At 42.9% G+C, this 12,610-nt stretch carries 13 protein-coding genes; 3 read left to right on the forward strand and 10 right to left on the reverse strand.

From position 1 onward, the window contains the following. Positions 1-29: 29 nt before the first annotated feature. Together FME95_RS10170 and FME95_RS10175 are read left to right on the forward strand one after the other, a co-directional pair. Positions 30-947 carry a LysR family transcriptional regulator gene (locus FME95_RS10170; RefSeq protein ID WP_147714271.1) on the forward strand — a complete coding sequence of 306 codons (918 nt, stop codon included), beginning with the start codon at positions 30-32 and terminating at the stop codon, positions 945-947. Positions 948-1,077: 130 nt separating this feature from the next. Then, the gene (locus tag FME95_RS10175) at positions 1,078-1,515 is read left to right on the forward strand and encodes a hypothetical protein (protein WP_147714272.1); all 438 of its coding nucleotides are present in this window, start codon (positions 1,078-1,080) and stop codon (positions 1,513-1,515) included. 135 nt (positions 1,516-1,650) lie between these two features. Here FME95_RS10175 and FME95_RS10180 read toward each other — a convergent pair whose 3' ends face one another. From FME95_RS10180 to FME95_RS10225, 10 genes are all read right to left on the reverse strand, one after another. Further along, on the reverse strand, positions 1,651-2,667 hold the full coding sequence (locus FME95_RS10180) for a hypothetical protein (protein ID WP_147714273.1): 1,017 nt from the start codon (positions 2,665-2,667) through the stop codon (positions 1,651-1,653). A 16-nt stretch (positions 2,668-2,683) separates the two neighbouring features. Further along, positions 2,684-3,235: a HEAT repeat domain-containing protein gene (locus FME95_RS10185; RefSeq protein ID WP_147714274.1), complete on the reverse strand. Its 552-nt coding sequence runs from the start codon at positions 3,233-3,235 to the stop codon at positions 2,684-2,686. A 23-nt stretch (positions 3,236-3,258) separates the two neighbouring features. Beyond that, complete coding sequence (locus FME95_RS10190; protein ID WP_147714275.1) at positions 3,259-3,666, reverse strand: GFA family protein; 408 nt, start codon at positions 3,664-3,666, stop codon at positions 3,259-3,261. Between the two features lie 139 nt (positions 3,667-3,805). Continuing rightward, positions 3,806-4,315: a chalcone isomerase family protein gene (locus tag FME95_RS10195; protein WP_147714276.1), complete on the reverse strand. Its 510-nt coding sequence runs from the start codon at positions 4,313-4,315 to the stop codon at positions 3,806-3,808. A gap of 324 nt (positions 4,316-4,639) precedes the next feature. After that, positions 4,640-5,200, reverse strand: a complete 561-nt coding sequence (locus FME95_RS10200; RefSeq protein WP_147714277.1) for a DUF3833 domain-containing protein — start codon at positions 5,198-5,200, stop codon at positions 4,640-4,642. After that, positions 5,201-5,740: a chalcone isomerase family protein gene (locus FME95_RS10205; protein WP_147714278.1), complete on the reverse strand. Its 540-nt coding sequence runs from the start codon at positions 5,738-5,740 to the stop codon at positions 5,201-5,203. Then, positions 5,712-6,209: a DUF2878 domain-containing protein gene (locus FME95_RS10210; protein ID WP_147714279.1), complete on the reverse strand. Its 498-nt coding sequence runs from the start codon at positions 6,207-6,209 to the stop codon at positions 5,712-5,714. Before FME95_RS10210 ends, FME95_RS10205 begins: the two co-directional genes overlap by 29 nt. A gap of 187 nt (positions 6,210-6,396) precedes the next feature. Further along, positions 6,397-7,677, reverse strand: coding sequence for a hypothetical protein (locus tag FME95_RS10215; RefSeq protein ID WP_147714280.1), 1,281 nt, complete (start codon positions 7,675-7,677; stop codon positions 6,397-6,399). 2 nt (positions 7,678-7,679) lie between these two features. Next, positions 7,680-8,459 (reverse strand): outer membrane lipoprotein-sorting protein, encoded by a 780-nt coding sequence (locus FME95_RS10220; protein WP_147714281.1) that lies wholly within the window; start codon positions 8,457-8,459, stop codon positions 7,680-7,682. Continuing rightward, positions 8,456-10,687, reverse strand: coding sequence for an efflux RND transporter permease subunit (locus tag FME95_RS10225; protein WP_147714282.1), 2,232 nt, complete (start codon positions 10,685-10,687; stop codon positions 8,456-8,458). The genes FME95_RS10220 and FME95_RS10225 overlap by 4 nt, the downstream gene beginning before the upstream one ends. A 427-nt stretch (positions 10,688-11,114) precedes the next feature. Here FME95_RS10225 and FME95_RS10230 point away from each other — a divergent pair, with 427 nt between their 5' ends. Further along, the gene (locus FME95_RS10230) at positions 11,115-12,581 is read left to right on the forward strand and encodes an NAD-dependent succinate-semialdehyde dehydrogenase (RefSeq protein ID WP_147714283.1); all 1,467 of its coding nucleotides are present in this window, start codon (positions 11,115-11,117) and stop codon (positions 12,579-12,581) included. The last annotated feature ends 29 nt before the right edge of the window (positions 12,582-12,610 follow it).

The following is a 12,610-nucleotide window of genomic DNA, read 5'->3' on the forward strand; positions in this document are numbered from 1 at the left end:
CGAAATAAACGTTGAGGTTTATGAAACTAATGAAGGCACTCTTAGGACAGCTCTCAGATACCGATATCAGGCTATTACGTGTGTTTATGGTGGTGGCCGAAAGCGGCGGCTTATCGGCAGCCGAAATGGAATTGAACATTGGCCGCTCGACCATTAGTCGTCATTTAAAAGACTTAGAAACTCGCCTAGGTTTGGTGTTGTGCCGTCGCGGTCGTTCTGGGTTTTCATTAACCGCAGAAGGTGAACAGATTTACGATTCTGCGCGCCGGTTATTGCTCTCGATTGAGGATTTCCGCCATGAAATTAATGATTTACACCAGAGCTTAAAAGGCCACCTGGTGCTTGCTATGTTCGACACCACCGTTACCAATCCAGCTTGCCAAGTGCATGAAGCCATTGCGCACTACTCGCAGGTAGCGCCAGATGTCGCCATTGATATCCACGTTGTGCCGATTAACGATATTGAAAAGGGCGTTATCGAAGGTAAGTATCATGTGGGAATTATTCCGCCTCACCGCCGTTCTTCTAGTCTCGACTATCAACCGCTTTTTGGTGAGCAGATGTATATGTACTGCAGTCAGGGCCATGCTTTGTTTGGCCGAAAAGGCCCGATTTCTACCCAAGAAATCATGTCGCAAAACTATGCTGGGCTGACCTTTAGTAGCCCAAATATGGAGCGAGGCCGTGAACTCGGCTTGGTGAATAAATCGGCAGCGAGTAACCAAGAAGGCATTGCAACCCTAATACAGTCTGGTTGTTATATTGGTTTCTTACCGGATCATTACGCCGCCATTCTCGAAGCAAAAGGGCGTATCCAAAAGCTAGATAATCCAGACTTTAGTTATTATTGTGAATTTACCGCCATTACTCGTAAGTCGCCTCAGCCGACGCGTATTGTAAAAACCTTTTTGCAGGCGTTGGAGCAAACTAAGTTAGCATCAGAGTAGGTCGAAAAATGAGTAGATTAAAGAGCGCCGATTAACTATCGCAGTTCTAACTCGAACCCGCTATGATTTGCTGGCTGATAAACCATAAAACAGTTAATACCGTTATAAATTAAATAAAAAGGTGAGTTACATGGATAAGAAACAGTTAGCACAAGACGCCATTGCCTTAGTTGCGCCTGCAATCGAAAATTTATTCAATACTGGCAAGCGAAACCTGTGTCATATCGTCGTCATGAACCCAGAATATATGCCGTGGGAAAAAGACTTCGACGACGCCATTCTCTTAGAATATTCGTTTGGCAACCCGAGTGAATGGGAGCTCGATTTTGTCGGCATGGCAAAAGCCAAAGCGTTGCAGTCGTGGCGCCATCGTGTGCCGAATGCCCAACTTCAACATACACATCCAGCCTCGTTGCGAGAAGATGACCTTAAGTTTTATGGCTCTTACGTTTATGGCGACATCGTGGTTTCGTGCAGTGGCTTAGAACAACATTTCGATGTGTTGATCAGCTCTTGGGTTGCACACGCGATGGAACAACTCGCTATTCATGATAGAGAAACATCATAACTAACATAGCAATAACTAAGCTTGATGATCCTTTTGTATGACGGATCAGAGCGATAAAAAAAGCCGAGCATTGCTCGGCTTTTTATCTGTTAAAGCTGTCAATGTGCGCAAAATACATTACGCGTGTGTTTAAGGTCACTTATTATTAAGCCGATCTATTAATTCATTAATAGCACCAGTCAAATCATAATCGTCTAAACTACCAATATCTTCTATATCTTGGTGTTTATAACCAAAGTAATAAAAACTTATAAGACCAATGCTATTGAACTTTGCACCACCGTATTCATAATAATCTTTAGGTTGGATAGGTATTAAGCCGTGCACACCTGCAGAAACTACATCGCCAAATTCATTTAGTTTAATACCTTTGAGAGCAATTACATTAATAGGCGCTTCATCAGATAAGTATTTATTTCCATCAACATATTTTTTTTCTGAAATTTCAAGCTTTAGATCCCCTGCAATTTGTTCTGCTCTAACCTCGATCAGGCCAACATAAATAAATAGGCTAGGAACACTGCCAAATTCACGCTGGTAATATTTCTTCCAGTTTTCATGCCCGTGTGAAACAGTTAATGTATTTACTGCGCCAGTATATTTAAACAAATCACAACTCCAGACGCTTGGTTTTTCTCGGTAGGCTTCATCATGACAGTCATCATTTTCATAGGTGTAGGTATCAGAATCTGCCTCATTGGATAGGAAGTTTGAATCGCCAAAAGAGACCCATGGTAAGTCTCCTGCATAGATGGGAGGCTGCGCCATTTCACGTTCTTCCTTAGTTAGGTATGCTCCACCTTCTGAAGTCCCAGAAAAACTACTTAAAAAATATCCACCCTTATAGGTCAGTTCTTTGGAGTAAGTTTCAAAGCCCATCGCCTTAACTTGCTCGCTTACTTGATTAAGCATTTCATCATAAAAGAAATTAATTTCTTCAGGGTTACCACGGCGGCGTTTAAGTATTAAAGGGTCTCGTACAGCCAATATGGTTTTTACTGGCTCGGAAGAAGCTTTAACTTTATCTGAATGCCAATAAAACTGTGATTCTCCCCGACTGATAGGTTTTATATCGACAGTTTGAGGTTTAACAACGGTGATACATGAGGAGGTTAAAATAGTAGCGATAAGTAATAATATATAGAGTTTCACTGTAAAATTTCTAACCTTACATTGTTGGAGGGATATACTTATAAAGGATTTTTAAATCATCGGTGCTTGATATACGATTCTCCAGATTTAAAAGAGCTGTTTGGTTTTCAGAATAAACTGGAGTGTTAGAATCAACATACTTAACAAGAAAATCTTTTGTTGAATTGCTATATGAAAAATAGGAATTAGATTCTATTAACCAATCGTTAATATAATCTTTCCCTATATGAGTAGATATTTTTGCCAATACACCATTTGTAACATTGTTATCACTTAACAAGGATATATTTTTAGAAATAAAATCCCAAGATTCTTCTGTACCAATATTTACTATTAACTCAAAAGATTCTAAGCGTACTTCTTGATTTGAGTGGTCGGTATATTCGCTTATCAATTCTAACGTATGTTCTAATTTCGCATTATATAATGCCTTTAAAGCAGTAATGATTTCGTCATGACTAGAAGCGTTAATCAGGATTTCTTCAAGGTAATTGTACATTTCGTCATATCTGCTACCTTCAGCAGTATTTCCTAACTTAGTGCCATTCGACTCTGCCCTTTGAACCATTTTTAGAGTGCAAGGGTAAGGTTTTAGTGTGGCCCCTCTTCAAACACATGGATGTCGTTCAAAATGCTGTCCCAGTTGCCTTTGCTGTCGGTAAAAATATGCGCTTGCGGTGATAACTCTACAGCGGTATCTAAGCTGCCAGCCGGCACCATGACTACGTTATTGGCCTCACTTGAACGCGGCATGATTGAGCTGCATATCGAACAAAAATTTCGTGAAAATCCGGTATCAGGGTGATTATAAAAACTGATCTTGTCTTCACCGGTTAACCATTCCAGAGATGCATTCGGTGCAAAAAGATTAGCGCAATGAGCGGTGCCGGATGTTTTTTGGCAGCGACTGCAATGACAAAAGAAAAATTTTTTGAAATCGCCAGTGACTTTGAATGTTACTGCGCCGCATAAGCATGAGCCGTTGTGAGTGGTATCCATAGTGTTCTCATCCAAATAAGGTTTATTGGATAAAAGCAAATTTTTTTATCTGGCGCAATATAAAAATACCATCGAGTCGTTACTGCGTAATAACAGTAACTATCACCTTAATCATAGCGAGCTATCGGTGTTTAAGGCTTTAGATGCTGCCGATCAGCTGGGCTCGTAGTTTGGGTTTGCTAACGTTAGGTGAGAGCCAGATGGCACCAAACAAAGGCCCAAATTCAGGGCTTTGGATACTGCCGACGAACTGGTCATTAAAGTAAAAATCGGTTTGAGCTGGGGTAATGTGTGCAATGAAACGATCGCCTTTTTTAACATCACGACATAATTCTTTCAGACGGGGGATGTAGGGAGCGTATTCTTCAGGATCAATGCCTAGGTTTGCCCAATGTTTGAGCGTGTGCTTCATCAATTGCTGTGATTTGATATCTCTAAGATAGGTTGTTTTAAATGCGTACTCACTCATCGCTGGATGATAATGACCGTCGGGTGAATAGAGTTCGGTGTTGTATAGGTCGAAGGTATAAAGTGACACCTTGGTTTGGCCAACGATCGCTAAGGGGCGATTAATGCCGAGGCTACTGGCCTGAGCAACGCTGATACAAATAAGAAACAGCGAAATGATTAAAGAATACTGAATAAACATAGTCGAATTCCCTGCTGGCTATGTGTATAACTAAAACGCTAATTTGGGCCGGTTTAATGGCGTGTTAAAAAGTGCATCGGTATTGAAGGTGTTACTGACTATTGATCCTTCACTATACTAATACAGTGTTTCAGCTAATAAGATGAAACACTTCGCAAAATAATGGATATATTATGAGTATCTTTCTACGTAAGTGCTTATATAGCAGGGAAATATGAGAGCTTTGTTACAAGGAAAGGACAAGGAAAGGACAAGGAAAGGATAAGGAAAGGACAAAAGCCCCAACCACGATCGGTTGAGGCGTAACGAGCGGACTGGCGAATATTAGCCTGGAATTAAAGTTTGCTCCTGACACTGGCTAAGCGGTAACTGCTTATCAAAAAAGATCGATAACTCCGCGACATCGACGCCGAACTTAGAGATTTTGGTGCGGTTGAATAGGCGATTCTCATCGAGCTGATAAATCCAATCATCTAAAAACAGCTTTCTAGGCTTGCCCTTAACCTCCAACATTAGATGGTAACGCCAATGAAATACGGAGCCGCGAATTTGGCCTTCGGCAGTACCGACGACATCACCCGCAGTACCTGAGTATTCGCCGTTACCCAGATGGGTTAGCTGCCAAGTTCGTTGATCGGTTTCGCCGTCATCGTAATAAAACACTTCGTGTAATTGGCCATTGTTACCCTGCCATTGCCCAGTAATGTCGACACAAAAACGCCGTGTTACCTTGCTCTTATAGTCTTCAATGATTCCCCAAGCGGTGACTTGACCATCAAAGTAATCTTCTAAAGCAAAGGCCGGTTCAGTTGCCGAGTAATCGGTAAGTTTGGTTGTACAGCTTGATAGCGTTATGGTCAGTAAAATCAGTGCCGCCAGTTTCATTTAAAGCGCTCCTATCAGTTGCTTGCGTAAGTCGGGTTGACTAGTGTTCGGTGATAGCCAGATGCTGCCAAACATAGGGCCAAAGTCAGCACCCTTTACGCTGCCAATGGCATTGCCGTTAAAGTAAAAATCGGTTCCGGTTGGTTGAATGTGGGCACTGAGCGAATCTCCTTTTGAGACATCAGGCCAAAGTTGTTTCAGCTGCGCGTCATAGCGTTGGTAAATCGATTCATCGACACCTAATTTACTCAGCTGTTTATAGGTTTGCTTAATCAGCTGCTGCTGTGTGATGTCTCTTAAATAGGTGATTTTAAGAACATAGTTATCGGTGCTTTCATCGTAACGACCATCCTCTGTGTAGAGCTCACTGTGATAAATCTCCCAAGCAAAAACCTTTAGTGTTGATTGGCCAACTAGGTTTTCTGTTTTCAGCGTTAATGCTTCATTGGCGCTGGCGTAACTGAGGCACAGTAAACAATTGAGAATTAGCAGGCCTTGGAGCATTGGCTGACTAATGAACGGGATGATGACGCGAAACATAGGTAAACCTCGTTGATGTGGTGACGAAAGTGAATACTAGGAACAGGCCTATCCAGACGGCAGTTAAAATCGCATAGGTGACCGAGGCCGAAAAACCAAAGCCGACGGCACCAAAGCGATGAGCCGCAAAATAACTAAAGGGCGCGCCGAAGCCGCAAAGATAAGGCGTGTATTTCCATTTACCGATCCAGCCAAGGCTGTGATTAATAGTGCTGGCAAACGCCAGCCATAATAGGATCAACCAATAGGGCGTGTGATCAAATTGAAAGACGCCGACAACTGTTAGCATGGCATCGGTGAATAAACCGATTAGCGCAACTATCAGCAGTGTCTTAATTTCAAAAAGGCGATAGTTAACCAAAAAAATGTGCAGCGCTAAGCCCAGAAGGGCGAAAGGAATAAAGGCGTTGCCCTGCAATATTAGGCCAAACCAAAGGCCGTTAAACAGTAATGCGTTAAACAAAATCATGATGTGAATCCGGTGATGTTTATCACCGACTATTACGTAGTGCACTAATGGTTTGGATCATAATTTTATCTACGGCTAATGTAATGGCGCGAATGTTTTACCGAGGCGGCACCTATGTTTTAGCAGCAATAAAAAACCGGGCAAGTGCCCGGTTATGAGAAGAGGTCGATTTGTATAGTCGATTTAGTTAATAAGAATAAGCAGCACGTATATAAAAATTATCTGCATCGTCACTGCCAGTTAAATCATTACTTGTGCCATTAGCCGTCCAGATATCGGCACCGATTTCAACGCTGAGGTTATCCGATAGGCTATAGCGTGCTCGCGGTGCGACATAAAAGCGTGAAGAATAGAAGAACCCTAAATTGGCAGAAAGGTAGAGTTTTTCACGTAATAAAGACCGATGCACATGCAGTATGTGGAACAAAATATATTCGTATTGTTGAATATGATACTCGAGGATTTCGGTTGATAAGTCGTCGTCAATAGCCGAGGAAAATTGCTCATTTTCATCGTAATTAAAGGTATAACGGAAAATCGACATCAACTGTGTATAGCTATTAAAAAATGTGCCGCTCAATTGAGTATTGGCGGTCAAATAAGAATTTTTAACGCCTAGATCTTCGCCAGCAAAATCCTCAGTAAGGTTAAAGGCGACATCTTCCGATAGTACAAATGGGCCTAGTGGAAGGCTCACCGCAGCGCCAAACAAATGGTTGCGACCATACTCAACGTCGGCATTGCCGGTCAGCGTGCCGGCACTGACGGTTAATTCGGAGAGATCGAAGCCAGGGTTGCGATCTACGTAATAAGCATAGAGAAGCTCTACATCCATACTCATGCCATAGTGCAGATAATTTAGATAAATAGACTGGGCATCGTCGGTCAGATAAGCCGGTTGATTGTAATCTAGATTAACATCCAAAGAGTCACTGCTGAGGTTTACTACCCCTTTAGGCTCGTAATCGGGTCTAGGAAAAGGAATGTAGATAAGATTTATTTCGTCTTCAAAGGTCGGGTAAAAGTCCAGCTTAACCATGAAGTCTGCGCGCTTACCGTCGTAGCCATCGTCTAAGCTTAAAATGGTTTTATCGGAACCATTGACGACATTTAATGGCCCGAAAGCATCCGAAAAACCAAGACCAACAAATTTTTGCCCAATAGAAAGGTCGAACGAATCGAATGATTTAGAAATCGATGCTTCGCGTAAAATATTTTCCGCCTCGATCCATTGGTCGTCGTTGGCCGTTTGGTACCAAAGATTGGCTGAGATGTTTGCATCCAACCCTTGAGGTAAATCGGTCTTTAATTCTGGTTGAATATAATAGCGATTGCGCAGCGTTTCATATTCTGTTTCCGGCTCGATCTCGCCATAGTAATCAACAAACGAGTGCAGCTGAAAGTCAGTTTCGCTGAATGCAGGTAGAGAAAGCATCGCCGCTGCGCCGCAAAAAATAATACCTTTCATGGTTATTCACTCCGTAATGAGCGGGTGGTGAAGTAACTGTCTGGGATGTCATCAACACTATAGTCTTCAACTTCAATGATCGACGTGTGTTCCGATTGCACGTTGTGCATAACAAGGTGAATAGGGTAAATACGCTCATCAACCTTGAAGACATCCTTTACTCGATAGGTTTTTAATAGGTCACCCTGTAGATCGTAATAATCTCGGCCATACAGGAAGAAGTCATCTTTGCTGTAGTAGTTAATGGTATAGCTATAACCACTAAGTTGTGTGAGCTCATCATTTACAGCCGTGTCTTTCACCATGTAGCTGAGCTTACCTTCAATTTCTTTTTCGCCGATGATTTCTTTTGTGTAGTCTGCATCGGTTCTCATGATCAGATCAGCATAGGTAAAGTCGCTGCCCATAAAGTAGCCACCACCAGATTCTTCTAGCGCAACACGTTTAATGCGGCGAACAGCAGGAAGATAAATCCACATCTGGCTAGGATCGCCATTAAAATAGGTGTGAATCAATAGCGAGGTATCGCGCACTGTTGGTGGGTACTCAAATTTGAATAGCAGATTGAGTTGCTCTGCACTCATTACCTTTTGGTAGGCTCGTGCTCGAACTTCGCGAGTGTCGCCATTTTGAGCAATCATCTTCACATTGAAGGTACCAGACAGCATAGGGAAACGAATAACCTCAGCGAAATTATTCATAACCTCATCGACACCAACATCTGAGTAAGCTGGAGAGAACGGGAATATCGCCAATCCGAGAATTAAAATAAATTTTTTCATTGGTTTGCCTTATTGCTTGATGATTTTTTACTTAATGCTAAAAGAGGGAGCAGGTAGATACTGAAAAAGAAAGATACCACCAACGAAGTTACCAGTAAAAGCCCGAGGTTACGGGCGCCAGAGAACGACGAAAGGAAGAGTACCGAGAACGACACTAATGAAGTTAAGAAGCTTAAGAAAATAGGTACGCCGCTATATCCCATAACATAGCCAAAAGCTTTTGACGTCGACTGTGCAAATTTTTCCGGCAAGCTTTCTAACGCTGCCAGTGTATGAATGCTGTAGTCGATGACTAAGCCAGTGATGATGGCAACAAAGATAATCGAAAAGGCATCAATACTCAGGCCTGCTGTTGCAATGATGCCAAGAGAAAAGAGCATCGAGCAAAAGCCGGGCACTAAACTCAACAGCGCTAAGCGAAGCTTTCGATAGAACGCCAACACGGTGATAAAGATTAGTACGCTGCCGATCAAAAAGGAGATCACCCAGTTGTTACGTAGGCGGCTGCGTTCGTCAGCCAGATCGTTAATCATGCCGTGTACAGAGAGGCTCCAGCCATCAGGCAGAGCTTGGCGCAAATCTTCAGTAGCCTGATAAAAATTATTTAAGTCATTAACGTCTTGATAGTGCACCATTCCACGTATCGAAAAGTAGCGATAAGAAGAATTAACTAAGGAGCCGAACTCAAGCGGGTCGTCGGTAGAGGAAGAATACACAATTAAGAACTGTTCAATTAGGCTGGGATAAATCCAAGCCTCCTGCTCAAAAAGGGATTCCTCATCGCCGTAAAAATAATAATTAATGCGCTTAAGTACCGATAAAATTGAGTAGTTGTAGCCGACAGATTCATTTTCTTGAAGAATTTGGTTCATCTGCTCAATTTTTAATAACGCCTCTTGAGATAACAGTCCCGATGCTTCACCGGTGTCGATCTCTAAAAAATAAGGTACCGTTCCAAAGAAATGCTGGTTAATTAATTCATCGGATTTTTTAATAGTATTGGACGCTGGTAATTGGCCAATGGGGTAAGGCTCAATTTGCAGCTTAGGCAATTGCAATAAGCCTAAAACGCAGCACGCCGCTACGGTTATAAATAATGTTCGGCGATAGTTATGAATAACATTGAATATGCGTATTTGTACCAGCTGGAAACGCGGTAGAATTTTCTTCGTGCTGGCTTTGAAGCCTAAGTAAGGCAGCCATAAAAATACGCCAGCAAAGGTAATTACAACGGCAGCAGAGATTAGTAATCCAAGTTGACGATGACCTGAGCCGTCGATGAACAGCAAGGAAATAAAACCGGTGAGCGTGGAAATAGCAGTAAGAGAAAGCGGGAACAGCAGGCGTTGTTGAATGCTTCGTTTTTCTGCTTCCAATTCATAAAATTGGTGATAAAAATAATGAATGATGTAATCACTGAGCAGGCCTAAACCGAATACCGGAACCAGCAAAACCAGAGGCGAATTATTCACGCCTAAAAACTGGATAAACAGGTAAGCACTGATCAATGAGGCTGCAATCAGCACCCAAGCTGAAGCCATTGCTCGCAGGTTGCGGAATATTATGAAGATGGCGGTGACCAAAATAAGCAGCAGCGGTAAAAATACTTTGATATCTTTTGTTAACAGATGCTCGGTTTTTGCCAAAATCGGTGAACGGCCGGTATATTCAAACGGCAGTATGGTTTGGTAGCTGGCTTGCAGTTCGGACATTTGCTGTTCGATCTGTAAAGGCAAAATGCTGTTGCCGAAATAGGTGAAAAACAGAAAAGCATCTTGATTACTGCTGATATAGGATTGCAGCTCGGGGAACTGCTCGATAGTCGACGGTAACGCAGCAAAAAAAGCATCGTCTAGGGTTGCGATGTTGTCAGGTATGACTCGCTCAACAACAATTTCATCCGACTCATAGCTTTCGCCAAACTCTTCTATTAAAACGGTTTGGCTTTTAATGACTCGGGCATTGATAAGTGAATCAACAGCAGAAACACCATCCAATTGCTTTAGCTTCTCTGACAGGCCAGACATCTTTTGTAACATCGCTTTATTCAGCTCACTGCCTTCTGGCAGTGTTACTGAGACAATGACCGCGTTTCGTTGCGATAACAGAAGTTCGGTTTGCATATCTGCATATACGTCTAATACCTGATCTTTCGGTTCAGGCTTAAAAAGTACGCAGAGTGTTGAAATTATAACAATAGCGAAAAGAAAGGCGGTTTTACGCAGCATTCAACATCCTTATTACCTAAGAATTCATCAGGGTCATTTAACAGCGCTGTGAGAGGGTTAAAACATAGGACTAACGACAAATCATTAAGCCTCTCAACCGAGTTTAACTCTGAAACAAGAATAAAGGTCGCTATGGTTAACTTTTAAGAGCTAAACAGCAATAGCTAAAAGTCAGCATTTGCATTTCATTTGTGCTGGCTCACAGGGAGCGATAAAGCCCTTAACGTCAGCGGCGTTAAGTTTTGCCTCTACCTAGATATAGATATTATCGCCTTAAATCATAAAAGCATAAGTTGCTTTTTATTGTTTTCTGCTTCTCAATAACGACCCTACAATATTAAGTAAGTTAGATGCGAAGCCATCAATCTAACAGTATGGCTAGTCCAACAGCACGGCGTTATTACAGCATTACAGCTAGGGTATTGATATGAAAGCAACTTTGTTACAGCCAGCATTACTAAAAAGTGAATCCTATATCGACGGTCAGTGGGTCAAAGCCGGCTCGGGAAAAACCTTTGCCGTGACCAATCCAGCCAATGGTGAGGTGATAATAGAGGTTTGTGATGCAGCTGTTGATGAAACGAATCGGGCGATTGCCGCTGCAGATAATGCTCTTAAGGGCTGGCAAGCGCTTACAGCGAAAGAACGCAGCCAGTTATTACGTCGCTGGTACCAGTTGATTCTAGAAAATGAAGAAGACTTGGCAACGCTGATGACTTTGGAGCAGGGTAAGCCATTAGCCGAAGCTCGGGGCGAAGTGAATTACGGAGCCTCCTTTATTGATTGGTTTGCCGATGAGGCGCGGCGTATTTATGGCGATGTCATTCCAAGCTTTGCTAACGATCGTAAAGTGCTGACCATTAAACAGCCAGTGGGTGTGGTTGCGGCAATTACGCCTTGGAACTTCCCGATTGCGATGATTACGCGTAAGGCGGCCCCGGCACTGGCCGCAGGTTGTACCATTGTTATTAAACCGTCGGAAGAAACGCCTTTGTGTGCACTAGCGTTAGCCGAACTAGCAGACCAGGCGGGCATTCCTGCTGGGGTGTTGAATGTTGTTACGGGTAAAGATTCCAAAGCCATTGGCGGTGTGCTGACCGGTCACACTGCGGTGCGTAAACTGAGTTTCACTGGGTCAACGCCGGTGGGTAAGTTGTTGTTATCTCAGTGTGCACAAACCGTTAAACGTACCTCGATGGAATTAGGTGGTAACGCGCCCTTTATTGTTTTTGATGATGCCGATTTAGATGCCGCTGTCGATGGTTTGCTGGCTTCAAAATATCGCAATGCTGGCCAAACCTGTGTTTGTGCTAATCGAATTTTAGTGCAAGACGGCGTTTATGATGCCTTTGCAGAAAAATTAGCCGAACGTGTTAAACAGTTTAAAACCGCCGATGGTTTCAGTGAAAACACGACGATTGGCCCGCTGATTAATCCCGCCGCTATCGATAAGGTACAACAGCTGGTTGAGCAAGCGGTTGCTAACGGCGCCAAAATTTTAATTGGTGGTACGACAGCCAGCGATGTTGGTGCGCAGTTTTTCCAGCCAACGGTGCTGACAGATGTCACCGATGATATGACTATCTTTTCTTCCGAAATTTTTGGCCCCGTCGCGCCGCTGTTTCGTTTTAATTCAGAACAGGAAGCCATTGATATGGCAAACGATACGCCCTTTGGTTTGGCATCCTATTTTTACTCTGAAAACATGGCGCGTATTTGGCGGGTTTCTGAAGCCTTGGAGTACGGCATTGTTGGCGTCAATGAAGGGCTTATCTCCAGTGAGGTGGCGCCGTTTGGCGGTGTAAAAGAATCCGGCAGTGGCCGTGAAGGTTCTAAATACGGCATCGATGAATATGTCGAAATTAAATATATTTGCTTAGGTGGTTTAAGTTAGTCAGCCTAAGAAAATCAAGTAAGCGAGCA

This window comes from Reinekea thalattae (assembly GCF_008041945.1).
Lineage (GTDB): Bacteria > Pseudomonadota > Gammaproteobacteria > Pseudomonadales > Natronospirillaceae > Reinekea > Reinekea thalattae.